We start from the raw sequence: 26275 nt of genomic DNA on the forward strand, positions 1-26275 counted from the left end.
GGGATCTGCCCCTGCATCAATGAGTCAGGAACATCAATCCGAGGTTACAGGGGGATTAGCCGGATAGGTGACAAAAATATAAGAGCCACGCTCTACATGTGTTCCATGGCAGCAAAGGTTTACAATAAAGGTTGCCGAGAGCTATATGAGCGGATGGTCGCGGCAGGGAAAGCAAAAAAAGTGGCTTTGGTAGCGGTGATCAATAAACTCCTTAAGCAGGTGTTTGGTATCGTAAATTCAGGGGAGGTTTACTGTGCAAATAGTTGAATGTAACTGCTAAAAAACAGACGAAAACACTTGCTTTTTGACACAGTTCATAAGATGAGTTATAAGTGAAACTCCCTCCACAGGCTGGAATCGAAGGATAAGGTTTTGGTACTTTCCAGTGATTCTAAAGGCAAAGCCTCTGCTGCCAGAGCGCCTTCACGCGCGGCACCAGCCACCCCACACTCACCTCGAGCAGGCGGGCGATGATCCTCAGCGAGAGCCGCTAGAGCAGCAGGAACTACAACAATTCAGTCCGGCTGAAGAGCTTCTCCGGCTCCCGCTCTACAAACTGCCTATGCCAGTGGAGGCGCACCTCATAAACCCTTCCCCCAATACAGCGTAAAAAAAATAGGACAATATCGAGCAGAATACTTAAAAAAGCACTGTTCGCATAGTAAACAGGTTTTTTACTGCTAACGAAACAAACTGATTATGAAAACAAAAATGATACAAACAACTCTCATTTTCCTGATTGCCAGTATTACTATAGTTTTTGCACAGGAATCTTCTGTCCCGCAGGGAGTGCAGGATGCTTTTAAAAATAAATATCCGAACATGACTGCTCCTTCCTGGGACAGAGAAGATGATAATAAGTACGAGGCCACATTTAACAGAGACGGCAAGACCTATGAAGCCAAATTTAGCGCTAATGGCGAATGGTTAAAAACAGAACGAGACGTCAACAGGTCAGAAGTGCCGCAGGCCGTATTGACTGCGCTTGCAAACTCGGAGTATGCTGCCTGGGAACAGGGTGATAACTTTGACGAGGTGGAGACACCTGCACACGCAAAGCTATATAAAATTGAGGTTGAAAGAGGTGATCAGGAGTACAATTTGTACTTCACACCCGAGGGTGAGCTGGTTAATCGGGAAAGAGATTAAGACGGTGATTCCCTAAAAGGTATACTTTAGCACAGCAGGAGGCTGCCCGTACTTCCGGAGCAGCCTCTTTTACCTTACAGTCTATGTATGGGTATAACACAGAAGACAAGATTGCCTTATTCCACCTCTGAGATCTCCCAGACGAGCTTCTGTAGGTCATTTTTCATTAAGTTGACACTTGATTCAAGTTGGTCGTGGAGGTTGGCGCGGATGCGTAACTCATCCGCCTTGTAGATACCGCCCTCTCCGAAGAGTAAATCCACCAGCCGCTGCTTTTCTTCCTCTTCCTTAGCCCCCAATTCTCCAGCTGACAGCCACCGGTTCAGCAAGTGTTCCCGCCGCGGGGTCTGCCCCTTTCCGCGAATGCCGGGCCGAGACAGGAAATGCCAGACGGTGGCCGGAAATATTTGTGATTCAGCTTCTCCATGCCATATATCGCCCAATGCGTTGCGCTCGTGTAAAAAGGGAACATCGGCCGCAGCGGATGTACGCATGCCAGTGTAGCTAAGACCAGCTGTCATCACACCAACAGCAATGCCTAAGGAGCGGTAAATCTTTTTACGCACCTTCAATATAGCCATTATCCCCGTGGCTACCGTACCCAGTGCCCCAAGCAGGATAGTCAGGAAGGTAAGCTGCTTAACACGCGATTGAGCTGCGTCCAACAGGTAATCAGCGATTTGGTCAGCGCGTTCCTCCTCGCAATCCAACACAGCTGCGGTGCTGGAAATTTCCAACGAGACATCATCCAACCGCTCGCTTATGCGCTGGCGAACCAGTAGCCGCTGCACCGATCCAGGGGATGTGGCTAACAGTTCCCTCAGCAGGGGCGCTACGCCACAGAGATTGGCCGTTTGGAGGGCATCATCTGAGAAGGTACGGGCGAGAAGAGAATCAGCGGCCAGTTCCGCATCTGACAGCACAGTATGGCCACGGGTAGTCATAACGTGCGTGCGGGTGGCACACTCACTTTCTTCAGGTATATTTTCAGGGTCTAAAGAAAGAGTAGCGGTGTTGCAGCTGCTAACTAGCAGAATTATGCCCAACAATAGACAGTAAATAGCAGGAAAGCGGGTGAAAGCAAAGAAATCAGTAGAGCGTAAAGCACAAGCAAGGCGCAGGGGCATCCAGATTTTAAAGTTGTAAACCCGCATTTGAACTATAATCATGATGAGAAAGCCTTTTAAGGTTACTTTCTTTTCTCTCTACGGTTCTAGTTGAGTATTGAAGAAGTCCAAACACTATTTCCAATGCCTGATACGCTTGTACGAGTTAAGGAATAAAAGCTATCTGGAAGTCTATAGTAGCCACTCTTTCTCAAGAACAAGACCTAAAGTAGGGTTTATAGCTCTGTAAGGCTATTTTTGTCTTCACTCTGATGTTTTATAAAATACAAGGAACAGAGCCCGGAGCGGTGCTTCGGTAGTGGCCCAGGCAGGTAGATTGTAAGCCTGTACCCACTTTCCTTAAATAACCTTTTTTCTAGCTGCGCTTTAGCGAGCTGGGCCACCTTTTGCGCGTGGGTGTATATTTTTAGCTGCTCGTAATTATCATAAAGTAGCTTATAGGCTACAAACAAGAAAGGCTCCTCACCGCGAGGAGCCTTTCTTGTTTTCTAAAATCACTTAAACACACCCTTCCATACGGACACACATGTTTATGGATTAGCAAAAGTTGGGCGGGCGACAGACTTCAAAGCCGTATAACGCCTGCTATGTTAAGAAAGGAGCCACAGAGTAGGTTAACGGCTAATACATAAGGTCATTATGGCTAAAATTTGCCGTTATTAAAAGAGTACGACTTGCTGGTCTCTTACCATAAAATCATTTAAACCAGAGTACTTTACCTCCCTGTTCTCACAAGAGGTAGCAATGAAGATTATTAGAACTATTACAAATATGTGGCAACTAGAGCAATGTTATCTTCTTAATGATCATCCCGCGTTCAGATTTAACGTGTAAGGTATAGAGGCCAGGTTTTACCGACCTGATCTGCAGTTCCAGTTTTTCTGGCCGTGGCCCATCAACGGTGGTGGTATGGATTAACTTGCCTATTCTATCAAAGATTTCCACGGACTGCACATCAAAGTCGGCGTGCTGTAGATTAAGCGTGAAGTAGCCGGAGTTAGGATTCGGGTATACCTGTATGGCCTCTGCCGGCTGGAGCTCCACCACCACAAAGTCTGCGTTGCTATAGGCTTTACCACCATAGCCCGTTATCTGTACCTTGCCGGTTGTGGCACCGCGTGGAACCCTTACCTTATACCTGTCGCCTGAGGCTTCCAGAACCAGCGCTTCCTGCCCGTTGAATGCGATCCTGTCCTGCAGCCCCTTAATGCCGAAGTGCTGGCCGCTGATCTCCACCACCGTTCCCACGCTTCCCTGTGCCGGCTGCATAGCCGTGAATCCCGGCCCTGGAATCACCTCGAAATGCGTAGCTGCCTGTCCGCCTGGTGTCTCTACTGTAATGAAGCCGGACGTTGCCTGCTCCGGCACCCGCACCATCAGTTGTTGAGGGGTTGCCTCCAGCACCTGCGCCACTACCTGTCCAAAAAGCACTTTGTTCCGTGCCTTGTCAGCGGCAAAATTTTCGCCTGTGATGGTGATAGAAACCCCTACAATGTCCGTCTCTTTGCTCAGTCTGCTGATGGCAGGTTTGTACCACACAGCAAAAGGAGCGGCGCTCATCGCCTCACCGCCTTTTGTGCTGATCCCGAAGGTACCTGTCGTGGCTCCGGCAGGAACCTTTACCGTTATCGAGTTGCCACTGTGGTGTATAATCTCGCATTCTAGGTCCCCCAGCCTTAGAACTCCGAACAGCTCCGGTTGCAGGTGCTGCCCCTGCAGGGTTACCGTTTGGCCTACCAAACCCTCTGCAGGGCTGAAGGAGTTTAACACAGGTGGCTGGTAAACCTCAAAGGCTCCTGAAGTGTTGTTTCCACCGTCCGGGGTAATTACTTTTAAGGTTCCAGTAGTCGCACCTGCAGGTACCAGCACGCGCAGCTCTGAGGTGGTGGCGCTGACAACAGTGGCGGCTTTCCCGTTCAGGTATACTTTATTGTCGGTGGCATTGGCGACGAAGCGTTTGCCTGTGATGATGACCTCCGCACCAAACCTGCCGGCAGCAGGTTCAAAAGCCGCGATGGCCGGTGTGGCCAGCACATCCTCCAGGTTCATCCGCACCGCCTCGTTCACCACTGGTGGCATGTCGTAGATGCGGTTGACGGTGACGTTGGTGCGGATAGCAGAATTGAAGTCGAAGAAAATGTCGGCATAGTTCTCCACAGCAGTTTTCTCCGGCAGATCTGCTTTCGGTTTGATGCTGAACTGAATGTAGCCATGGCTGCCCGGCTCGTCGGTGGTACTGTCAGGCAGCATGATGTTGTCGAAGGTCCAGGTAAGCACCGGCTGGCCCTTGCCGCTCACCTCAAAGCGGGAGGCATGCGAAGCGGCCCAGACCTGCAGCGTACTCAGGTCCAGGTGCTCAGAAAGCGTGTCGACCACCACCACGCGGTAGGCTACATCGGTGCCCGTGTTCTGGAAGCGGATCTTGTACTTGAGCGCGGTGTTGGTAGGGGTATAGTTTTCAGATGTTCTTCCCACGGGTGTCACCAGCTTATCGTTTGGATCATAGGAGTCGGTAATCATCATGCACTCTTCCGATACTTCGGCTTCCTCGTCATCTGTTGGCATAAGATTCACTAAGCCAGAACTCACAATTGTGCCTGCATTGGCAGCGGTGCAGGCCTCTATTGTCACGCTGGCTAGTGTATTGTCGCCGTTGCCATTCGGCTGGTCCGCCTCCAGTCGCCAGGTGTAGCCCATTGAAGGAACCCGTAGTACCATACTGTCGCCGGCGGCAAGGCGGAACTGCTCAATGGAGGATAGCTCTCCGTTGGCAAACTTGCGGAACAGTTCGTGCTGTTCCATGTCGGCTGCGCCGGAGTTGCGGATGACGAAGCGAATCATACCTGACTCGGCGTCGCAGCGGCCGGTGATGGTGATGGTCGGTGTCGGTTGGGCAGGTTTGTTATTAGAAGGCGTCATCCAGGCGCGGGTGCAGACGGTGCGGCCACGCACGCTCTCGTCGCCGCATGTTACAATGTCTTCGATGGTGATCGTTCCACGCTGGCCGGCTGCCAGGTCACCCACGGCGAATACATAAGTGCCATCCGGCAGGCGGGTATAGGCTTTGTCTGAAGCGGTCAACCCTACCTCCGCCGGGAGCTTTACATACACTTTGGCATCAGGTGCAGTGGCAAAACCGGAGTTGCTATAGCGAACGGTTGTGGTGCTTTCGAAGCAGCGACGTCGGCGGGTGGAGGAGACGCTGACGGAGAGGTAGGGAGAGAGTGTGACCCGGTTGCCGAAGTTGATGCCAGAGATAGCACCGCCAAGCGCCTCCACATCCACATTTTCTACATGCCCAGAGCCCGGACAGGAGGGGGCGATTGCAAATCCAACTCTCTCCTCCAGTACCGGGCTAACGGTGTAAGTGCCAGGTGCCACATCAATCCTATAGTTGCCATCCGCATCTGTTATGCCAAAGAAGGGGCCAGGAGTTGCTATCACGACTGTGTTTTCGATGCCCCTGCCAGAACCACTCGGGTTACAGTCGGCACTGTTATTTTGATAGACTTTTCCGCTTATAGAATTAACGTAGGGAGAAGCAATCGTGTCTTTAACCTGAACGTAAAAGTTGTCCTCATAGAAGTTGCCTTCCGGACCATAGGTAGGAAAGGTGTGGCCGGAAACGTTGAATTCATATTTGAATGAACCAAATACGTGGCTTACCTTATCATGTGAGAGCAGAATCTTGGAGCCTTTCGCGCTATTCCCCTGGCCCAGGCTGGACGTCCAGTTATGGGTGCCGTCCTGGTTAAAGCTGGCTATAACAGGCTTGCTTTCATAGTAGGAACCACCATAGTCTTCGTAGCCCGTTACATGTAGTTTTCCCAAGCTGTAGGCGATGCTGGTAAACATGCAGAAGCCCTTAGAGAGGCCCGCCTCCTTTGCCCAGAGTACTTCCCCATTGGTATCCATTTTTACTACCAGGGCGTCTCTCACGTCAGCGCGATTCGGGAGTGGATGGGAACCAAACGTGGAGCTATAGGCATAGGTGCCGGCTATGTACATGTCACCAAACTCATCAAAAACAACATCGCTGGCTTCTGAATAGCTTTTGTATTCACCATAAATTTTAGCCCACACCTCTTCACCGTCCCGGGTGTACTTTATAGCGAGCAACCGCTCATAACCATAGCCCGTGCTCAAACTAAATTCCCCAAACTTACCGGAATACATCATAGAACCTACCAGCACTATGTTTCCTTCCTTGTCAAAAGCGATGGATTTGGCGTGTGAATCGAGGCTATCTCCTGTTCCGGCCTTCACCCAAATCAATTTACCATCTGGACTAAACTTGGCCAGGAAAGCGGAGGAGCCACAGCACATCCTCTCCCGAAGTCTTAAATCAAATACGAACCAGCCGCTTATATCACCAGCCACGTAAACATTACCCGCTTTATCCACCAAAACTTTATTACCTGCAAAGGTAGAGCTGGAACCCTCAGTAACTTTCCAGATTAACCTGAAGTCCGGGTCAAGTTTGGCAACTACGAAAGAATACGAAAACTCCCTTCCTGTAATGTAAATATTGCCGGCTTTGTCTATCGCTATTGAATTAAGGTAGTTTCCTATATTACTTACATTTCTCTGTCCTTTAAGCTTGCCCGTTTTATCAAAGATCATAACCATGTAATCAGAGTAAAGGGCAGATCTTGTGGTGTCAGGTGTAATGATATCACCCCAATTAGGTCCCGGATATTCTGACCGCCCCAGGCTCATGAGCACATACATATCCCCGTTCTCTGCTGTGGCGGCATCTGCTATACGGTCGTTTTCTATGCTACTGAAAATTACTGGTTGAATGGCTACCTGGGCAAATGCAGTTATGGAGAGTGAAGTGAAAAAGCAAAAAAGTATAAATGCTCTCATAGGCTAAAAATGAACGTCGGTTATGAAGTATAGGTGATTCAGTAACAGGCTCTAAAGGTAGATATTTTAAATATAATATATAGTTTCTACACAACAATCTTGCTGTTGAAGTATATTTCCCAGCTTTATCCGGCTTGCAATGGTTTGCTGTCACACAAAGCGGGGAGTTCTTGATAAGGATTAAGGGGTATTTTCTATTGCGCCCGTTCATGATAATTAACACAAAGTGTTGCCCATCATTCCTGGCCCTTCTGGCTACTTCTGTACCCTTCTAAAGTGTTGCTGTTATGTTGCCTCGTCCTGATATAGATTGACAAACTTTTCCCAGAAAACGTGAAGATTTTGAGACGGCTTATAGGGTCTCTTCTATTTTGACCGTTTAAGCCGAGCAACGCTTAGTGCTGCTGTTGCTGGGTTGTTGCTGGCTGTTGCTGGGCTGTTGCTGGGCTGTTGCTGGCTGTTGCTGCATCATTTTTGGGCCTTGCTAAGCCTTGCTGGAGCCTTGGCGGCTCAGCAACAGGTGTAATAAAAAGCTGCAGCATGACCGTTCACAGCCGGTTATGGCGGGAATCAACCTACTCTACCGCTCAATAGCTTCTTTTACTGCTGCGGAGTGCCGCTTTTGATGTGTGATGTTGTGTCCCTTTTGTTGACATAGTGCTGCACAGTAGGAGGTGCGTTTAAAACAGCGGTACTTTTTTGCCTCCTGCCGCATCGCCTGGCTTTCAGCGGAACAAGAAAGGCTGCCTTTATCGGGCAGCCTTTCCTTTTACAAAGCATAAGTCCGCAGGGACCATTTATGATGAAAAGAGCAGAAAGCTCTTGAGGCGCGCAAGGTAGTCAATATTCATATATCCAAGCATATCACCGGCAGTCTCTTTTCAAAGCAGGGCAACCTCTTGGGAAACTTACCTAATGTGCGCTTTGCTCTGGTTGAAATGCAGTCACAGAAACCGGGGGTATTTTAATACGGCCTAAGAGGCTGTTTTGATTTCATTTAGATAATTTCTTAAGCATGATGTGTATCATGGTAATCTGTATCATTGTCTCGGCTGACTTGGTGCTGCGTTCATAGTCCTTGGAGAGCCTTCGGTAGAGGTTAAACCAGCCGAAGGTGCGCTCCACAATCCATCGTTTGGGCAAGGCCACAAAAGCCTTCTTGTGAATCTTGTTCACTATTTGAAGTCTCCAGCCCAACAACTGGAAGGTGCTCCTGACCCAGTCCCGCATCCTTTGCCCGCCGTAGCCCTGGTCGGCGAAGAAGACCCGGAGCCTGCTAAATTGGGCTATCCTGGAGGCTATGCGCAGGAGCAGGTACATTCCTCCCCGCCGCTCACTGATGTCGGCCCGGTGCACAATCACCATTATCATCAGCCCCAGCGTGTCCACCACCAGGTGCCGCTTGCGCCCTTTTATCCGCTTGGCCGCGTCATAGCCCCTTTGCCCTCCCTGTTCAGCGGTCTTCACGCTCTGCGAGTCTAGAATGCCCACGCTCGGGGAGTCTGCCTTTCCGTGCTTGCCCCTGACCTTGCTGCGCAGGCTCTCATGGAGCAAATCCCACACGCCGTTCTGGCGCCATTTGCGGTAATAGTAGTAGACTGTCTGCCAGGGCGGAAGCTCCAGGGGCATCATGCGCCACTGAATGCCTCCTTTGCTCACATAGAAGATGGCATCAAGAATGCTGCGCAGCGGCCAGATGCGCTTCCTGTCAAGTGTTTCATCTTCTAGTATCTTTTCTATACATTGCCATTGGGTGTCGGTTAAATCACTGGGGTAAGCCATAAGTCTGCAAACTTTTCTTACCCAACAGCCGGCACCTGCTTTTTTATCCAGCTAAATCAAAACAGCCTCTAAGTGTAATAATCATTAGTTGAGCTTACACCTATGTAGAATAAAACATCACATCACCGTACAAGTAGACCCTCTTTTAGGATTTATGAACAAAGAACTTGAGTAAGCCGACTCTCTTACCTATGCTATTTTGCTGACGTAATGGGTTAGACTTTTAATAAGCATACTTACAACAGTATATAAAAAATACTTATACAGTATGTTAAAAATACTTATAATCATTCTAAGTATCTTTTGCGATTAATGCGAACTATTCACCAAAAACTTTTGTATTTAAATCTCAACACTTCCTGTCTATAGCTAAACTTTCAATAAACAGACAAGGTGTATATGTAAACCGATTGATTTAAGCCTGCCTGTACCATAGCTTGTATCTGTGCGCTGTAAGTTGATGCAAACAAAGCAACGATGCCTACAGTATTGCATATGCCTGATAGCGGTGGTACAAAGGAAAGATTTAGCATCATAGTTGGAAAACTTTATGCTACCATAGCCATGCATAAGGCTTCTTTCCCGGAACTGGTTACTATAGAAAGGTTTCTGGACGCACCCCTTCCAGAAGCAGGCAGTGACGAAGTTTATCTGGAAAGGCTTGACGAATTCTGCTCATACCTTCACCAGCAAAGTGTTAGCTCCTATCTTATTCGCCACCTGCACCACAACCTGTGTGCGGATGTGGATGCATTAAAAAATAACTCCTTTACATTTATTCAGGAAGAGTATTACATCATTCTGCCTAAGTAATTATACCATTAGTGTAACCTGCCAACCTTGGTACAGGCAGCAAAGTTTTGTCAAAAAATGCTTAGTGGTGTTCACTGCTAATCTTACTTGTTTAATACATACCACATTCTACTTTTCTACTATGAAAACATTCTTCAAGGTTATGCTTACGCTTTCTCATAGTTCGGTAAAGACATGGGTTGCAGTCAAAGCCAGCAGTGAGGGAGAGGCAATTGTTATTGCAGATGACAGATGCATGGACACCCTCTTTTGTATTTGCGGTGAATCCGTTTGCGAAGTCACAGAAAGAGAGTACTATGCTATACTCACTAATGCAGGAATCAGACAAAAGAAGCAACTTTGAGCAGAGAGCGTATTACATCGGCAGCCAAAGTAAACCATCCATCTGTCTGTTTTTATTTAGACTGTGAATGGTAACCTGTATGATTGTGTAGTGTCTATCACAGGTGATTTAACTCCGCCAGTCTCTCTTTCAGCTTCTCTTTTGTCGGCTGAAACTCCCTCTGTAAGTCAGGATTATCCCTGCACAAGTAATGAAGGTACAGCAGGCACTGACCTGCTTCGTTTGCGCTCAGCTTCCCCACATCCAACTTCCTAATATATTCCAGCATGTACGCCATGATAAGGGATACGGCAACTTACCGCAGGAGGTAAGTAGTAAACTCTGCCTTTCTTACCCGGAGAAGCTTTTGGCTGTACATGGAACAGTCTATGCCATCACTATCCAGCCAAAGAAAGTCCTTTACATACAGCCCCTTTCCTTTTACTCCGCAGTGGACTCGAACTATATGGTTTATGGATAATTATTTGCGGTTTTTGGCTGGATTCACCACAAAAAGTCTCCATAAGCATTAACAGTTGGTGTAAGGTTACGCTTATCCAGTATCGAAGGGATAAAGCCACAGTTTGTTGAACAGCGATTCTTACCAATTAGAGGTGCAAACGTAGCCTCCATTTTACTGACGCAGGGGTGGTGGTTACTTAGCTTATCTCAGAATCATAACCCATTTTGAACAGATAAGCAGGAATGGTCGGAGCAAGATGGGGCTACTTTTGCAAGCACAGTTATTATTTGTATGTTTATACACTTAGATTAAATTAGCACCTACAGCAGTTGCATGGAATACATCAGAAGAGTGCTAATCATCGATGATGATGCTACCAGCGTCTTCCTTACAAAGAGAGTTGTGAGCAACATGTGCGCTGGTGCGGAGATTCAGACAGCGCAAAGTGGTTCGGAAGGTATGAAACTGCTGGTAGAGGCAAAGAAAAAGAGGCTGCTCCCACAGTTAATCCTTCTAGATATCAACATGCACGATATGAGTGGCTTAACCCTGCTGGAAGAACTTGGGAAGCTCCGGGTGGTGAACCTGATTGATACGCAAATCGTGCTCCTGACTTCATCTGTGGACCCTCTGCACATTGCCTCAGCCAAAAGACACATGGCGGCAACATACTTGCCAAAGCCCCTCACCAAGCAAAGCCTACTCGATATTCTTGCCTGACGTCAGCCCCGTTAAAATGTGCAAGGCAGGAGGAATTAAAGCCAAGCCTCCTGCTGACCTCGGTTGGTCTATCATCAAAACACTACGTGGAGTATCACAATACAATATTCCTTATAGAGCGAGAAAAGTATGGGCGCTGCCTTTTCCAGAGGGATAGCAAGGGAATAGGAAACCGTTGGTAGTATTTTTTTGCCAGCAGCCAGTCTTCTGCGCTTGCCGAGTCAATGAAAGCTATTATCTTTATTTTTTCCTTGAATCCCCGGTTTGACTTACTGCATAGGTTGTCTGTGACAGTCTGCCGGAAAACGCCTCTTACACGACCACCCCAAAACTTCGAAGGCTGGCTTGCCTAAGCTGCGGGAACAGAACTTCCTGCGTCCAAGTCTGGTCGCTGACGTGAGGGGTGAAGTGAGAATCAATTCTACGCTGCCGGAGATTAGGAAGCAGGGTTTGTGTGGAGGGCGCATATTAATCGGTTCAAGCCATTTTGCCTGTGCCAGTCATTTATCTATGTAAAAGCATTTTACCCTTGCTACTTTGTGCTTAGGCGTTCACCTGTTATCTTTATACATGGAGCAACCACCCAAGAAGTCACGGTCACAAAGAAAGCTTATAGAACTGAACGATGAACTGGAAAATTATTTCAGTAACACAATTATACCTCAGCTATTTGTAGATGCGGACATGATACTGCGCAAGTTCACCCCTCCTGCCATGAAGCACTTTAACCTCTCAGCCGAAGACGTGGGCAGACACATAGACGATGTGTCCAGCAACATCCGCTTCCCAACCATCATCGAGAACATCGAAGAAGTGATTGAAAGCAGCAAGGACTTGGAGAAGGAAATCCAGACCACCGACAAAAGGTGGTACCAGTTGAACATCCTGCCCTACATCGTCCGGAAAGAGAACAGAACCAATGGCGTCATCATCACCTTCATCGACATCAACGACCGCATCGATATGCTGAGGCGGTATGAGAAACTCAACAAGAGGTATGAAAATATCATTTTCTCCATGTCCCATGACATCAAAGGTCCCCTCTCCAACATCGAAGGGTTAGTTGATGCATTGAGGGACATGCAGGGAGAGGAAGCCGACACTAAGCCTGTCATGGACATGTTGAGCCAGTCTGTGCGCAACCTGCGCAGCACGGTTGTGGAACTCTCAGACATAGGGGAGAGCGACACCGACTTCGCCAAGGTGCCAGAGCGGGTGAATTTCGGAAATATGATAGAAGATGCCAAACTCGCCTTGAAAGACAAAATATATGAAGCAGGGGCACAGATAAAGGCTGAAATAAACGTACCCGAGATAATTTTGTCCCGCAAGAATGTCAGGAGCATCGTCTATAACCTTCTGAGCAATGCAGTTAAGTATAGGGCACCTGACAGAGCACCAGATATTTTCATCAAAACCGAGGCGTCAGGTGATTTTATTCTGCTCTCTGTCAGCGACAACGGGGTGGGCATAGAAGATGATAAGAAGGAGGCGATTTTCGAGCGGCACACCAGACTCAGGAAGGATGTAGAAGGCACGGGGATGGGACTGTTCATCGTGAAGAGGCTTGCAGAAGACACAGGGGGGAAGGTTGAGGTGGAGAGCAAACTGGGCGAGGGCACCACCTTTCACGTCTGTCTGAAAGGGCAGCGGTAAAGGCAGCGACAGGCACAGAATTCCTGTTCCATCAGGCAGGGCACTTAATCTTCCGCCAGCAACGTATTCGAGTTTCCTCGCACTTTGTCTTTCTCGTTCCGCAACTCCCGCAGCCTGTCCTTCAACTCCTCCCGGAGCGGCTGGCTTTCACAGTGCAGGTCATGGTCCTCCTTTGTCAGAGCGTGAAGGTAGAACAGGCATTGAGCGACTTCAAACGCACTCAGCCGCTTTACCTCTACTTTCTTGATATGTTCATACAAAAAATTCATCTACAAAATTACGGCACTTGCCCTTTTATTGCTGCCGGATTAATAATGAACGTCATGGAGTAAAATACTGAGAATGCAGGTGCTACTACTTAAATTGAACAATTCTCAGGTCAGAAAACATCTACTTTGTCTACTTTCCGTTGCGAGGGAAGGGAGAAGAGGTGCCGGGGGAAAGATGATTTGAGGCATGAAGGTGATTTCAAGAATATTACTGGTCGATGATGACGCAGTCTATTTATACATCACGCAGCGGTTGCTCAGGCAACTGTGGGCGGTGGTGGAGGTACAAACCGCTGCGAACGGGGAGGATGCCTTGAAACTGTTGAAGGAGAGGACTGAAAAAAAGCTGTTGCCGGAACTTATCATCTCCGATATTGAGATGCCTGTTATGAATGGACTCACTTTCATGGAAGAACTGCATAGACTGAACCTTGTCGACTTCAACAGCACGAAGCTTGTACTCAATAGCAGTAGCCTGATTTACAAAAGTGTAGACAGGGCAGGCGTGGATTCGGCAGTGACCTTCTTCTCCAAGCCGCTCACGAGGGAGAAACTGCTCAGAATTATAGACTGAGGTGCAGGAAAAGCTACTTTCTGATGTTTTGCTATCACGCCCCTTCATTACGATAGAAAGTCCACCCTTATCTGGACTCTTTCCTTTTCTACTGGCGTCAGGAGCGTGACTTCTACCTTATCGTCTTCGTCATAGTATTTGGCGAGTCCCTTGATAGCACCAACGGCAAAAGTCGCCATTTTTCGTTTGGAGTGGTAGTCCACTATTAACTGCGTATCGCCTTTCTTTGTCACCAGTAGCATTGGCGGGCTTTTCCGATTGTTCTTCTCCCTTACGGCAGCGTGCATACCCGCTACCGTGTTGAGTAGCATATCATAGGTGTTCCATTCCGGGCGCAGATACCTTTTGTACATTAGCAGTAGGTCAGGCACCAAGAACTCCCCGAACCGTTCCAACAGTTGGTGCAGCGGTATTCCTGTGCGTTCAGATGCTTTCGCCATAAGGGAAAAGAGTTCACTGGTGGGGTACATCTCCTGCATCTGGTAGGAAGCATGCTCTATGCCTGCCGCTTTAAGTAATTTCGCCCAAGTGCTGTCATCATACAAACTCTCCACATAGCGTTTGCACAGCACGAAAATAGTGCCGTGCATCTGGTCTTCATATGAAAAGTTGTCTCCCATTGGGGTAATAATTCACTGTTGCCGCTTTACTTTTTCTCTATTTCATCCATCACGGCAGATGCGAGAGTTTCCAGCATCTTCTGGTCAGACGCAGAAAACTCCCTCGGCTTCTTGTCCACAATGCAGACAGCCCCGATGTTATAGCCATCAGTCGTGGTCAAGGGTGCCGCAGCGTAAAACCTAAGACCGAAATCACCAGTCACCAGAGGGTTCGCCAGTAGGCAGGGTTCATTCAGGGTGTTCTCGAAAACGGTGACATCAGACCGTAGCACGGCAAGGGAACAGAGGCTTACATCTCTTCTCACCTCTTTTGTGCTGCCCATGCCAACCCCGGCTTTTGTTACGACATAGTCCTTTACCACGAAATTCACCAGCGCAATAGGCACACCGAACATGCGGGAGGCAACGGCTGCGATATGCTTGAAGGTGCCGTTCTCTTCATAGGTGTCTAAAATGTTCAGGCTGCGCAGCTTTGCCAGCCGTTGCTCTTCATTTTGGGGGATGATAGGCTTGCCTAAAGAGTTTTCCATGGTCGCAGTTTTTGATTCGGACCAGCTTTGAAGCTGGAAACGGTGCTTATAGCGGCTAATCCTTGGGTGCTACCTGACAGTAACTCGCTCAGTCATCCAGAGAACCTCGGATATGTGATAAAGTCTCAGCAGCACCTATTCGGCTCAGTTTGCCGATAACCTGCTTACAAACAACCCTTTGATGTAGTTGTTCATAAATGCCAATGTAAATCTACGGTAGTTATTCATGGCTTTCAGCGGGACTACTACTTAAATTGAATCCGAATAAGTACTTAATTCTTTTTTTAGAAAATTCATAAACTTCCTCGACACAATAAACAGTCGAGTTGCCCCTCTCGTTCTGCAAGAAGATGATACTCACTGCAATGTTTAGCGGCAGGAAAGAATGTGTTGCGCTATGAGAATGTTTACAAAGAAGAACTTTTTTGATGAATGCACGCTCTTCATGAGGGAGTGGGTAAAGCTTTTGTCTGAAAACAAGCTGGATGAAGCCTGTGATATGTTAGATGAACCAGAGGACAATGGCAGAAGTGTCTTTTGGATGCCGAAACCATGACAGAGGCACTTTTAGAGTACTCCGGACAAAGGCGGATGCCTTCCATTAGCGACCCTTACCGGATGGACTTGGAAAAGGAGAGAATATGCTTCATTGGGTATGACGATGGTAGCTACGCTGTCGACTATGACATCCCCATTGATGGTGAATGGACAGATTTGACAGCACAACTCACATTCAAAAAACATCCCTCCGGATTGTATTTAGCCTTGTTAGAAGGTTTGTCTGTGTTGAAGTAGGGGCAGAAGCCTTGCCTTACTGCTGTTCTTCAATTTCCCTCGTGCTGCATATCTCCTGCACTGCCTGCATCGGTACGCCATCTGTTTCAATTTAGCTTCGAGCCGAGGTCAGGATGGCGGGACGGAGAAGCTTATTTGCCAGCACACTTGATAGCAGAGGTTCCGGTGTGATGAATTTTTGAAAGCAGCGGATTCGTTGTTTGTTCTATAGGAGAATGTTATGGCAGAAAGTCTACCTTTACTTGAACGTCTTCCTCGCCCGCTGGCGTCAGGAGCGTTACCTCTACCTTGTCGCTTTCGTCAAAGTGCTTAGCGATGCCTCTTACGATTCCTACCGCTACTCCCCCCATCCTGCGCTTGGAATGGTAATCTATAAGCAACTGCCTGTCGCTTATCTTTGTGACCAGCAGTATGGGTGGCGTAGTCCGGCTGTCCTCTTTCCTGACGGCAGCGTGCATAGCCGTTTCCGTGTTGAGCAGCATGTCGTAAGTGCGCCACTCCGGGCGAACGTACTTTTTATATATCAGGAGCAAATCTGGCACCAAGGACTCTCCGAACTGTTCCATCAGTTCGTGCGGTGGAATCCCCATCAGTTCAGAGGCTTTGCCTACAATGGCGAAGATTTCACTGGTGGGGTACATCTCGTTCATCTGGTAAGGCGCATGTTTTACACCTGCTGCTTCACGTAGATTCACCCACGTGCTATAACCATATAAGCTTTCCACGAAGCGTTTGAGCAAGACGAAAATAGAGCCGTGCATCCTGTCTTCGTGGGTAATGTTGTTCTTCATATACTATCCTTTGCAGCTACATGAAAAAGGTAGCAACACGCAAGATAAGAATAATGTAGGCAAAAGAGGGCACTATTTAGACTTACCTATCAGCCATTCAACAGCCAGTGTCTTATTGATGAAATTTTGCAACTCGAACGGGAGCGTCAGCGCCTTTTGGATATGCCTGATGTTGTTCTGCGCTGTTGTCTCCTCGGAAGCGCTTGCTGATTGAACTCGTGCCACTTTCTGCACCCGGGTCATCGTCATTCCCGCAGCAAGATAGGTGGCTATCTCCCGTCTCTGTTCATCGTCAACGGAGATGATGGTTCTGGTCGAATCGAGCAGGAGCCGCTTTACGTCATAGTGCTTCATTGTGTCCAGCAGCGTGTCGATACTGCGCTTTATCTCGGAGAGTAGGTAATCATGCAAGTCAGGGTACTCTACCTCCATGATATCGGTAGCCGGGTTGTAGTCTAACCGGATAATACTGTTGTCAAACAGGACCATCTGTGTACGGAGTAAATCAGTTTTCAAATATATGTGGATTCTTTTCTTGGACTTCACAACATTTGGCAGGGCATTTTAGTGCTGCTGGTCTTTTATTTTGTTTGAGGCGCTATGGTGAAATATTTCTCGGGTGCCCCATTCAACCGTATAGGAGTGAGTGAAGCAGTATTAATAAAATCAGAATGATTCTTTACCAGACAACATACATTGAAATTCATTACAGTGAAAAGGAGAAACTGCTGGAATCCTTCTTTTACGGCACAGCGACAGATATCCATTATAGAGAGTCACTTGTCGCTCTGATTGAAATCACCAAGGCTCATGATGTGAAACGGTGGCTCTGCGATATCAGCCAAGCAGGAGCCTTCCGGATAGCAGACGAAGTGTGGGCAAGGAGAGAGTGGTACCCGGTGTTCTCTCCACTTGCTTCAAACTTGGAGAAACTGGCGGTAGTGAAGGAGGGAAGCTTCTATGGCGGGGGAGGCATGGATGGCATGTGGAAGAATGTCATTGATGGCAAATTGCCTGCCTCGTGTCAGGAGTTTGAAGACTATAGTGAGGCAAGGGCATGGGTGCTGGATTAATTTCCCGATGTCAGCCACGCTATTGCAGCGGTTATGCTAGTAAAGGTTATAGGTTAGTAAAATATTTTACACTTAAATTTTACACCTGCGGATAGATATTGAAGTGTAAATTGTGCTATACCGGGCATTAAAAAAGCCTCAGGGTTATTCTAAGGCTTTTTAATATTATTATTCAAATGTGTCTAACACGGTGGTTTAGGAAAATTCTATTCTATATGTATAGCATGAGGTGGGTATCTAGGTAAGGGGAATTCTGCTGCTTTATAGGCTGTTCCCCCTCCCACATTCATTTAATCGCCTGGTTATTCTCTCTCCTCCTTTACATAACTTTCGTTATACGACCCTGAAAAAATTGCACTACTTCTTTTGTTTTCACAGTTTCCAAAGTGCCTTCTTGTTTTAGCCTACAAGCTTTTTTGTGTAAAGCAGGGGCTGATGTTTTGCGGTTGTGCGTATGAGAACTGCTCATGCTAGAAAAGATCATCCGAGGGTGTGAAAGACAAGTAGGCGGAAGTTTAACCGGCCGTTCTACGAGACAACCTTATTTCTTACGCTTCTAACATATTTGCCTTTTCGGGCTTTGCCACGCCAGATAATGATGCCTGTCACCCACAGCATACCTGGCATCAGCCCGAGCAAAAACCACAGCCCTCTTGTAAGATATCCACCTACTTCTCCAAAGTGAAGAGGGATGAACCAATTCCTCGTTACCCTGTGCCCGAGTGGTGCAGCAGTAGGATCGTATTCATACAGCACATCGGCTGTGTACTGGTCCAGGTAAACGGTAGGTCGATATTGCGCACCAGCACTGATAGCAGCTTGGTAGGTGTAAGAGAGATACACATAGCCCACGCTGTCTTTCGGCAGAATGAGGTATCGCTTGTAGTAGTCGCCGTACTTGCTGTCCATTAGGTCCAGGGCCTGGTAGATCGTCATAGAAGGCACATCAGAGCGGTATACAGACTTCAGTTGCTTTGGGTCCGGCATAGGCTCCGCGGTGCGGGTGATGGTGTTGACCGTTTCCTGTGTTTGATTCGGGAAAGCAAAATAGACCCCTGTGATCGCCACGATAGCAAGCGGAATACTAAAGTAGAAGCCAAATACATTGTGCAGGTCGTAGGTCCTGCGCTTAAAGGAGACATCGGGCTTTAGGCGAAGGCCGTCCTTCAGGCGGCGCTTTTTGCGAGGCCACCACAGCATTACGCCAGAGGAGACCAGCACGAAGGCTAGCAATAAGGCACAGGTACCTGTAATAACAGAGCCTTTCTCCCCTACTGTCAGTGTCCGGTGTACTTCCAGTACCTCGTCCAGCAGGCCCCTGCGCAGCTCCATCTCCCCCAGATAGCTTCCGGTACCGGCATCGTAAAACAGCCACTCCTTTTTCCTTTTTACCTTCAGGATGTAGTTTTCCAGCTCCCGCAAAGGGAAATTAATAGTCACCACCTCACTTCCGAACTGCTCTTCGGCCTGGTGCAGTACCTCCCGTACCTCCACAGCCTTTGCAGCAGGCGTTGCTTTGTACAAGTGTGGGTACAGCACCACCGTCAACTCTGGCTGGAACACATACACAGAGCCTGTAATGCCGACCACCGACAGCACGGCCCCGGCTACTAAGCCGACCCAGAGGTGTACCTGAAGGATAAATTTGCGCATGACTTCTAAATCAAAAATGCCAGCGGCGCAGATGCCGAAAGGAGCTGCGCCGCTGGTAATAAATATGATATGTTGTTACCCTATTTCTAGAACTTCACGCCCACAGTACCTTGCACATGAAGCGGCGCTCCCGGCATGATGGCAGTGGCTGACTGAGAACCCTCATAGTATCTGATGTTGGTTAAATTTCGAACGTTCACAGCCGCATGCAGGCGCTTGTTACCATAGAAAACGGTGGCATCGTAGCGCGTGTAGCCTGGCAGTCTGAAGCTGTCTTTTGCATCGCCGGGGCGATCTCCGAAGCTGGAGAAACCGCCACCAAAGCCAAATCCTTTCAGCATGCCGCTCTGCAGCTCATAAGTCGTCCAGAGGCTGCTGCTGTGCTTGCTTACTCCTCTGAAAGCGGTTCCGATCATGCTTTCATCCGTATCCTTGGTCACGCGTGCATCGGTGTAGCTGTACGTGGCGATCACGTTCAGGCCCGGCAGTACTTCACCTGTAATATCGGTCTCCACACCTTCGCTCTGCACTTCACCAACCTGTATGTTAAAGTTCACATCTTCCGGATTCGTTACCGGCACGTTGCTGCGCGTAATGTTGAAGTAAGCTGCCTTGAAGTTTACTTTGTCGTTCAGCAGGCCGATCTTAGCACCACCTTCCAACAGGTCAGAAACAACAGGCTCAAACACATCGCCGTCTTTTGTCTGGCCCGTTTCCGGCTGAAATCCTCTGGACCAGTTACCGTACACCGATACAGGACCAAACATTTCGTACAGTACCCCTACCCGCGGGTTCAGCGCTGTATTACGCTGCGTCGTGGTCGTGTTATCTCTTGCGTTGATATTTTCCTGCTCCCAGATATCATAACGTGCGCCCAGTAATACTTTCAGGCGCTGATTTATGGAGATAAAGTCCTGCACATAAAAACCTAACAGGTCTGTATTGTCGCGGTAAGCGTTTCCCAGTTTCAGCTTATCAAAAGGCTTTGGCTTAGAGCTGTACTGCGGGTTGTAAATATCCAGTGTGTCGTAGGCGGCACGTTTGAACCAGATATCGAACATCGACTTGGCGGCTTCAACCCCTACCACGGCTTTGTGCTCGAAAGAGCGGCCCGTATTGAACGTGGCGTACAATTCGTTCTGCGTGGCAAAGTTGCGCTCGAAGTTGTACTGGTCCTGCAGGCGGCGTCTGATCTTAGAGTTCGACCCTTTCACCACGCTAAGCTGCTCCACAACGGTTCTCTGCTCAGAAGAGTAGTTGAAGTTAGACGCATGGCGCAGGCTGAAGATGTTGTTGAAGCGGTGCTGCAGGTTGTACTGCGCCAGGCGGTTCTGGTGAATGCCTACGTTGTCGGGCTCACCCAATGAACGGCTGGCAGGCACATCGGCTACCACACCCCCTACAGAAAATATACCGCGGTCAGAGGCCTGATCATGGTTCAGGAATTCAGCTTCTACGGTAAGTGATGTTTTGTCAGAGAAATCATAGGTTAGGGCCGGGGCAACAAAAATGCGCTCCGTGCTTACGAAATCACGGTAGGTGTCGCCTTTCTCGTACACCGCGTTCAGCCTGTACTTGAATGTCTTGCTTTCGTTAAAAGCACCGCCCAGGTCAACCGCAGGGCGTACCTGCCCAAAGCTGTTCGCTGTTACCTGCACATCCTGGAACGTGTAGGCGGTTGGCTTCTTTGTGGTGATGTTGATCATGCCGCCCGGGTCGCTCACGCCATACAGCACAGAGGCAGGGCCTTTCATCACTTCGATCTGCTGGATGTTAGCCGTTTCGCGATAAGTACGCACGCTGTTCCGGAAGCCGTTTTTAAAAATACTCTCGGTGTTGGTTCTGAAACCACGGATCTGGAAAATATCCGTACGGCCACCAAAGCCTGTTTCCATGGTCACGCCACTCACGTTGCGCATGGCATCCTCCAATCTGATAACCTGCATCTGGTCCAGGGCACGGCGCGAAATGATCTGCACCGACTGCGGCACAGACTTGATAGGCGCCTCCATTTTAGTGGCCGTAGAGCCGATCGGCTGAATAAACTCGCCACTGCGGTTGGCAGATACCTCCACCTCGTTCAAGGAAGTAGCGGAGGAAGGCAAAAGCAGGTACACTGTGGTAGTAGTACCTGCTGCCACGGCTACTTCACGCTTCACGGTCGTGTAGCCCAGGCTGTTCGCCACGAGTGTGTAGTTAGCAGGCGGAACCATCCTAATGGCAAATTTGCCCTCTTCGTCGGTGGTCGTGCCCAGGCTGGTTCCTTCCAGCGACACGCTGATGCCGGTAAGCGGCTCATTCCGTTCAGAGACAATGCGGCCTTCAATACGGCCAAAGCCTTGTCCAAAGGTCATGTGTGCTGTCACCATAACAGCAAAAAGAATAGTAAAAATACGGTACATAGGCTTTAAGTTTATTTAGAAACATTCTAAAGAGCGACAAACTTAGGAAGGGATGCCCAGAAGTGAAAGAACTATTTAGAAAAATTCTAAATAGTTCAATTTAAAAGTCTTTGACATTACAAGAGTTATAACCACTTCCTTTTGTTGAAATTCAGTGTACTTAGAGGGGTTGAACTTCTTTAAAGGCAAGTGAAGGAACAGATAGAGGAAATAATGGGACACAGGTAAAGACGAAAGTACCTGCGAGCACCCGAAACATGCTAAGCTTCTTAAAATTTGATGCAATGCTGTTTTCTGTCTAGTGGTCTTGACACCGCATTAGGCGATGCCCCTCTGAAAATACCAAAACTTCTACCCCGGATTCCGGGCTGTAGGTGCGGTTTCTCCCATAACAGATCCTATGTTTGCCATTGTATATTAACTTGAATATAAAGAGCAGAAAGGAAGGAGTAAGATTAAATAACAAATATGGCCATCATAGCCCGTATAACATGATAAGTACAGTCTCCAGGGCCTCCCGGAGGGGGCTTTTGGTACTTTCACAGAAGGATGGATTGATGTTATACATCACCTGTAGCGTGTTTAGTGCGGGTGAAACTGTAACGAATCTCTTGGACCTTCACACCTAATATAAAAGACTGGAATATCAAATTAATCTGCCGGCAAGGCTTCGCTTTGGCAGCGCCAACCTCGAACAGCAAGCCCGAAACTAAGTTATTATAGCATTTTACAAACGCGCGTTCGAAAAGAGTTACTGCCTGCCACATGTCTGGCGGGAAAGGCAGCTCCTCCCCTGGAGCTGGAATTCTATTTTCTCCTGCGCTCTAGTTTCAGTGGTACATGGCTTTTATTAGAAAAGGGGAAAGAAATAATGAAATTAATTAACCTCATTACCTACATTATCCTAATCAGAAGCGTGATTATTAACGCTTTCTGTTATGGCCTTATATTCAGCATAGCCCTCTGGCCCCATCAGCTCGTACCCTATCACGCTCGTTGAAGTACTGCTCAAGGCCTTCGATGATGCCGATTACAAAGCCCGACATCCTGCTATGCTTCTTATAATCCTGTTTACTTTTAAGCTCAAAAGTAAACTAACGATATTTATAGTTTACTTTCGCAAAGAAAAAAGCAATCATGGCGATACAGCTTGAGAAATACAAGGCAGGCCATTGGCAGCCAGGAACGGGGTATAAATCTTTTTGCCCGTAAAAGTGAACGACCAGTGGCAATGGGCGGATGCTCAGCTCAACACATTGCTGGAAAGGGCTTCCATCCGGCTAGGAGAGCTTAACTCTTATGCCAGACTAGTGCCTAACATCGATTTATTCATATCGCTCCACGTCACAAAAGAAGCCGTTGTCTCAAGCAGAATAGAGGGCACGCAGACCAACATTGCCGAAGCAATGCTACCGGAAGAGGAGATCAGACCTGAAAGAAGAAATGGCTGGAAGGAGGTAAACAACTATACCCATGCCCTGAACGACGCCATCAAAAGCCTGAGCAAGCTGCCGCTGTCTTCCCGTTTGCTCAGGCAGGCGCACCAAAAGTTGATGACGGGTGTAAGAGGAGACCACAAGTTGCCTGGCGCGTTTCGCTGCAGCCAAAACTGGATTGGCGGCAGCGGGCCGGCAGATGCCATCTTCGTTCCGCCGGCACATGTTCATGTGGACGAACTGATGAGTGATTTGGAGAACTTCCTGCATAATGACCAGATCAGCGTTCCGGCACTCGTGCGGATAGGTATAGCGCACTATCAGTTTGAAACCATACACCCCTTCCTGGATGGTAACGGCCGTATTGGCCGGCTGCTTATCACGCTGTTTCTGGTGGACCAGGACATCCTGCATCAGCCGCTTTTGTATCTGTCCTCCTATTTCGAGAAAAACAAGTCCCATTATTACGACAACCTGACACGGGTCCGGGAAAAGAACGACATGCTCCACTGGCTGAAGTACTTTCTCATCGGCGTGGAGAAGACAGCCCAGGAGGCGGTAGATACGCTCTCAAAGGTTATCACGCTAAAGCAGGACCTGGAGAACAGCATACACCGGGAATGGGGAAGGCGCACGCAGTCGGCCTTGAAACTGCTCCTCCAGTTGTTTGAGCATCCGGTCGTGACGGTGAAAGATGCCCAGACCATCTGCCAGCTCAGTAAGAAAGCAGCAGGAGAATTGATTGAAAGCTTTGAGAAGGCAGGAATACTGGTAGAGCAGACCGGTCAGAGCCGCAACCGCATCTACCTCTTCGCCCCATACCTGGAGCTTTTCAAGAGTTGATGCCATCACCAGTCTGAAGCCTGTCCACACCGGAGGGGCTCTTCATTTCTTCCCCATCAGCTCCTGAAGGCTGACCGTCTCCAGGTAAGGCTCCAGGCAGGCTTTGCTTTTAAAGCCGCGCACGTTCTTCACCTGGTTATCTTCCGGAGAGTACCATACCTCGGCAAAGAACTCGCCCATGTGGTAGAGCACCACGCTGTATCCCCCATCGTGCCGCACGGAAAGGTAGTTGCCGTTCTGCCAGACTAGCTCTGCTCTGCGGCTCAGGTCACAGTAGTTGAATTGGTAGAGGTTCATAACCTGGATTCTTACATAATGAAGTTAATCAACCTAATTACCTTCATGACGCATTTATGCGTCAGTAGTCTTGAATAAACCTCTGCTCATACTCCCGCCGCAGCTTCTCCCGCTCCCACTGCCAGCTGGCGGGCCTGGTGAACAGCATGACAAGTCCGGCTTTTATGAAGAAGAGGAACTTGCTCATACTGCCCCCTGTTTCTCACTCTTCCGTTTGGCGGCTGCTGTCTTCTTGTAGTCACCGGGCCGCTTCAGGGACTTTGGTTTTTACGTTCTTTGATTGGCAGCGGCATCTGAGTAGAAGGATTGTCTTTCAGGTATGCTTCCAGTGCAGTCTCCATGATGATTTCGCGCAGCGAGGTGCGGTCCCAGTACTCCACCCGCTTGGCCTTCAGGTACAGGTCCGCCCGCATGATAGTGGAGAAGGGAATCCGCACGTCGGCCGCATCGAGATAGTCCTGCTCGCTAACGCCTCCCTCCTCTACTGCCTGGCCAGCTGGTGCCTGGTTTGTGGTCTCTTCCGGCTCCGCTCTCGTTTTATCTTTCGAGTAGATGAGCTCACTAAGTGATTTGCCTCCGGTCTTAAGTCCGGATGATTGGTTTCGCCTGTCTTTTCCTTTTGCCCTTGTTGCCTGTGTCTTGCGACCGGTTCGCGAGGAATAAGGGGTTCATGAACCTCATGAATGACATTAGTTTTTCTTGTGTCCTTGATCTATAAGACCGAATGTATCGTCAAGCGGGCAGAAGACCTGTACCCCTGTGTCCACATCAGTACCCTCCACCAGTCGGAGCCTTTGCTGTCTTCTTCAAACCTCTCCACTCTAGCCCTTGCCAACCTGGAGGCTTTGTTTTTATAAGGGACTACATCACCTATAAAAATGAAAATGTTATCCCTGGATGTTGCTTCTGTCGCTATAAAATCATTCGTAGTATTTGCTAAAGGATGCACTCCGGACACTTCCGCTGTCAGCTTTTTCTAGTCCACTGCTCCGTTTGCCTGCGTGTTGCAGGAGTATACGTCCTGCGTCTGTATCACGGCTACGTTGTGGGGCGTGTTCTCTCGGATAATGGTATCAGCAGCTCGCCCCTAACTTCTCGCTCAGGTGCTGATATAAGCTTCAGCCGATATCTCTATTGCTCGACTTGTTAAAGCGCGTCAGGAAAGCCCCTGTTAGACTGGCTGCTGATACCAGCAGGCTCCAGAACTGTTTTCACGCCCGGTGTCGAGAAGAAATCAGCCAGCAGCGGTATCAGGGAACAGTTTGTGTAGAGCCACACATTAATCATCGGCACAAATGATAGGCCTGCACGGCTCTTTAAACCCCCATGGAGGACTTCTTCTTCCCTTTTGTTATAGAAGCTCCACCTGCCTCATGCAATGACACGACCTGAACGGTTTGCTCCTTCATGCATGGGGCTATATTACTGTCGTTTAGTATGACTGCCATACAGTATGACTGTCATGCTGAACGACAGTCTTGCGCAGCAAAGGCCAGAGAGCTGCTTCAGGTGGCCTTTAGCTTGGCAGTGTTCTCTGTTGCCTGCCCCTCATTCCCTATGAATTGATAGCAGGGCCTCTTTAAACCTTCTTACGCTGAGCTGGTGTGCTCTTACAAGCTTGATACAAAAGGGAAGAAAAGGAAGTGGTAGACTATCCCAGGAGGTCATGTCCAAAAAGCATGCATCAAGCCAACCTAAAGGAGGAGTTTGAGGATGCAGCTCCGGTTCATGAAAATATCACTTTCGGATTTTAAGCCTACCGTGTCGGCCCAATGTCCACCTAGCTCTCCAGCGCCTGCAGCACCTGCACTGACAGGGCGGATAACAGGTCATAGCCGGTAGCCTGCTCGATGTCATCCACTGTTGTGCGCTAGGTGCCCAGGCTTGGGCGTCATCAGCAGCTTCGCACCAGGTGAAGCAAAACATCCGGAAATTGTCTATCTTTAAGCTTGTGCTATTGTATAGCATATCCTTTCTTTAACGTGCAAAACCAGCGGGTGCCTTTCCAAGAGGCTGGCGCTTGCCATAACAAGCGGTCTGATAGAGGTCACTCGTCCAAACAATCGAAATTCAGGTCAAAGATGACGTGAC

Annotated in this window: 25 protein-coding genes; 11 read left to right on the plus strand and 14 right to left on the minus strand. The window is 48.6% G+C overall.

From position 1 onward, the window contains the following. From DXT99_RS24570 to DXT99_RS24580, 3 genes are all read left to right on the plus strand, one after another. The coding region (locus DXT99_RS24570; protein ID WP_147294302.1) for a transposase at positions 1–267 on the plus strand (267 nt) is incomplete at its 5' end. Positions 268–385: 118 nt separating this feature from the next. Further along, a complete protein-coding gene (locus tag DXT99_RS24575) occupies positions 386–610 on the plus strand; it encodes a hypothetical protein (RefSeq protein ID WP_115568251.1) in 225 nt (74 codons plus the stop codon). Between the two features lie 101 nt (positions 611–711). After that, entirely contained in the window at positions 712–1149 is a 438-nt protein-coding gene (locus DXT99_RS24580; RefSeq protein ID WP_181885248.1) for a PepSY-like domain-containing protein, read from the plus strand. Between the two features lie 116 nt (positions 1150–1265). Here the strand turns inward: DXT99_RS24580 and DXT99_RS24585 are convergent, their stop codons facing one another. The 3 genes from DXT99_RS24585 to DXT99_RS24600 all read right to left on the minus strand — a co-directional run bounded on the left by DXT99_RS24585 (position 1266) and on the right by DXT99_RS24600 (position 8927). Then, a complete protein-coding gene (locus tag DXT99_RS24585; RefSeq protein WP_115568253.1) occupies positions 1266–2318 on the minus strand; it encodes a hypothetical protein in 1053 nt (350 codons plus the stop codon). Between the two features lie 738 nt (positions 2319–3056). After that, the gene (locus DXT99_RS24595) at positions 3057–7145 is read right to left on the minus strand and encodes a DUF7619 domain-containing protein (RefSeq protein WP_115568255.1); all 4089 of its coding nucleotides are present in this window, start codon (positions 7143–7145) and stop codon (positions 3057–3059) included. Positions 7146–8138: 993 nt separating this feature from the next. Continuing rightward, positions 8139–8927 (minus strand): IS5 family transposase, encoded by a 789-nt coding sequence (locus tag DXT99_RS24600; RefSeq protein ID WP_115568256.1) that lies wholly within the window; start codon positions 8925–8927, stop codon positions 8139–8141. Between the two features lie 564 nt (positions 8928–9491). On the opposite strand from DXT99_RS24600, the gene DXT99_RS24605 reads away from it, so the two are divergent. The 3 genes from DXT99_RS24605 (at position 9492) to DXT99_RS24625 (ending at position 12901) form a co-directional block, all read left to right on the plus strand. Further along, on the plus strand, positions 9492–9740 hold the full coding sequence (locus tag DXT99_RS24605) for a hypothetical protein (protein WP_181885249.1): 249 nt from the start codon (positions 9492–9494) through the stop codon (positions 9738–9740). 1118 nt (positions 9741–10858) lie between these two features. Beyond that, positions 10859–11245: a response regulator gene (locus DXT99_RS24620; protein WP_115568260.1), complete on the plus strand. Its 387-nt coding sequence runs from the start codon at positions 10859–10861 to the stop codon at positions 11243–11245. 570 nt (positions 11246–11815) lie between these two features. Beyond that, positions 11816–12901, plus strand: coding sequence for a sensor histidine kinase (locus tag DXT99_RS24625; RefSeq protein WP_115568261.1), 1086 nt, complete (start codon positions 11816–11818; stop codon positions 12899–12901). A gap of 44 nt (positions 12902–12945) precedes the next feature. Here the strand turns inward: DXT99_RS24625 and DXT99_RS24630 are convergent, their stop codons facing one another. Further along, positions 12946–13161, minus strand: a complete 216-nt coding sequence (locus DXT99_RS24630; protein ID WP_147294304.1) for a hypothetical protein — start codon at positions 13159–13161, stop codon at positions 12946–12948. Between the two features lie 196 nt (positions 13162–13357). Between DXT99_RS24630 and DXT99_RS24635 the strand changes: the two genes are divergently transcribed. Beyond that, a complete protein-coding gene (locus tag DXT99_RS24635; protein ID WP_115568263.1) occupies positions 13358–13744 on the plus strand; it encodes a response regulator in 387 nt (128 codons plus the stop codon). A 47-nt stretch (positions 13745–13791) separates the two neighbouring features. On the opposite strand, the gene DXT99_RS24640 is transcribed toward DXT99_RS24635, so the two are convergent. Next, a complete protein-coding gene (locus DXT99_RS24640; RefSeq protein ID WP_115568264.1) occupies positions 13792–14364 on the minus strand; it encodes a heme NO-binding domain-containing protein in 573 nt (190 codons plus the stop codon). A 26-nt stretch (positions 14365–14390) separates the two neighbouring features. After that, positions 14391–14894 carry a GAF domain-containing protein gene (locus tag DXT99_RS24645; protein WP_115568265.1) on the minus strand — a complete coding sequence of 168 codons (504 nt, stop codon included), beginning with the start codon at positions 14892–14894 and terminating at the stop codon, positions 14391–14393. Between the two features lie 397 nt (positions 14895–15291). On the opposite strand from DXT99_RS24645, the gene DXT99_RS27215 reads away from it, so the two are divergent. Then, positions 15292–15450, plus strand: a complete 159-nt coding sequence (locus DXT99_RS27215) for a hypothetical protein (RefSeq protein ID WP_181885250.1) — start codon at positions 15292–15294, stop codon at positions 15448–15450. Beyond that, positions 15447–15689, plus strand: a complete 243-nt coding sequence (locus DXT99_RS24650) for a hypothetical protein (RefSeq protein WP_115568266.1) — start codon at positions 15447–15449, stop codon at positions 15687–15689. Before DXT99_RS27215 ends, DXT99_RS24650 begins: the two co-directional genes overlap by 4 nt. Before the next feature lie 218 nt (positions 15690–15907). Here DXT99_RS24650 and DXT99_RS24655 read toward each other — a convergent pair whose 3' ends face one another. Beyond that, on the minus strand, positions 15908–16480 hold the full coding sequence (locus DXT99_RS24655) for a heme NO-binding domain-containing protein (protein WP_115568267.1): 573 nt from the start codon (positions 16478–16480) through the stop codon (positions 15908–15910). Between the two features lie 72 nt (positions 16481–16552). Continuing rightward, entirely contained in the window at positions 16553–16996 is a 444-nt protein-coding gene (locus DXT99_RS24660; protein ID WP_147294305.1) for a hypothetical protein, read from the minus strand. Between the two features lie 155 nt (positions 16997–17151). Between DXT99_RS24660 and DXT99_RS24665 the strand changes: the two genes are divergently transcribed. Continuing rightward, a complete protein-coding gene (locus DXT99_RS24665; protein WP_115568269.1) occupies positions 17152–17553 on the plus strand; it encodes a hypothetical protein in 402 nt (133 codons plus the stop codon). A gap of 528 nt (positions 17554–18081) precedes the next feature. Here the strand turns inward: DXT99_RS24665 and DXT99_RS24670 are convergent. Beyond that, the gene (locus DXT99_RS24670) at positions 18082–19206 is read right to left on the minus strand and encodes a PepSY-associated TM helix domain-containing protein (RefSeq protein ID WP_115568270.1); all 1125 of its coding nucleotides are present in this window, start codon (positions 19204–19206) and stop codon (positions 18082–18084) included. Between the two features lie 86 nt (positions 19207–19292). Beyond that, positions 19293–21608: a TonB-dependent receptor gene (locus DXT99_RS24675; protein WP_115568271.1), complete on the minus strand. Its 2316-nt coding sequence runs from the start codon at positions 21606–21608 to the stop codon at positions 19293–19295. A gap of 1202 nt (positions 21609–22810) precedes the next feature. On the opposite strand from DXT99_RS24675, the gene DXT99_RS24685 reads away from it, so the two are divergent. Beyond that, positions 22811–23887 carry a Fic family protein gene (locus tag DXT99_RS24685; protein WP_246001027.1) on the plus strand — a complete coding sequence of 359 codons (1077 nt, stop codon included), beginning with the start codon at positions 22811–22813 and terminating at the stop codon, positions 23885–23887. A gap of 42 nt (positions 23888–23929) precedes the next feature. On the opposite strand, the gene DXT99_RS24690 is transcribed toward DXT99_RS24685, so the two are convergent. From DXT99_RS24690 to DXT99_RS27220, 4 genes are all read right to left on the minus strand, one after another. Then, positions 23930–24184, minus strand: coding sequence for a hypothetical protein (locus tag DXT99_RS24690; protein WP_115568273.1), 255 nt, complete (start codon positions 24182–24184; stop codon positions 23930–23932). A gap of 61 nt (positions 24185–24245) precedes the next feature. Beyond that, positions 24246–24371 (minus strand): hypothetical protein, encoded by a 126-nt coding sequence (locus DXT99_RS27800; protein WP_262511382.1) that lies wholly within the window; start codon positions 24369–24371, stop codon positions 24246–24248. A gap of 64 nt (positions 24372–24435) precedes the next feature. Beyond that, entirely contained in the window at positions 24436–24621 is a 186-nt protein-coding gene (locus tag DXT99_RS24695; RefSeq protein ID WP_115568274.1) for a hypothetical protein, read from the minus strand. Positions 24622–25330: 709 nt separating this feature from the next. Beyond that, positions 25331–25477, minus strand: a complete 147-nt coding sequence (locus DXT99_RS27220) for a hypothetical protein (protein ID WP_181885251.1) — start codon at positions 25475–25477, stop codon at positions 25331–25333. Positions 25478–26275: the final 798 nt, after the last annotated feature.

The sequence above is a fragment of the Pontibacter diazotrophicus genome, from assembly GCF_003367245.1.
Taxonomy (GTDB): Bacteria; Bacteroidota; Bacteroidia; order Cytophagales; family Hymenobacteraceae; genus Pontibacter; species Pontibacter diazotrophicus.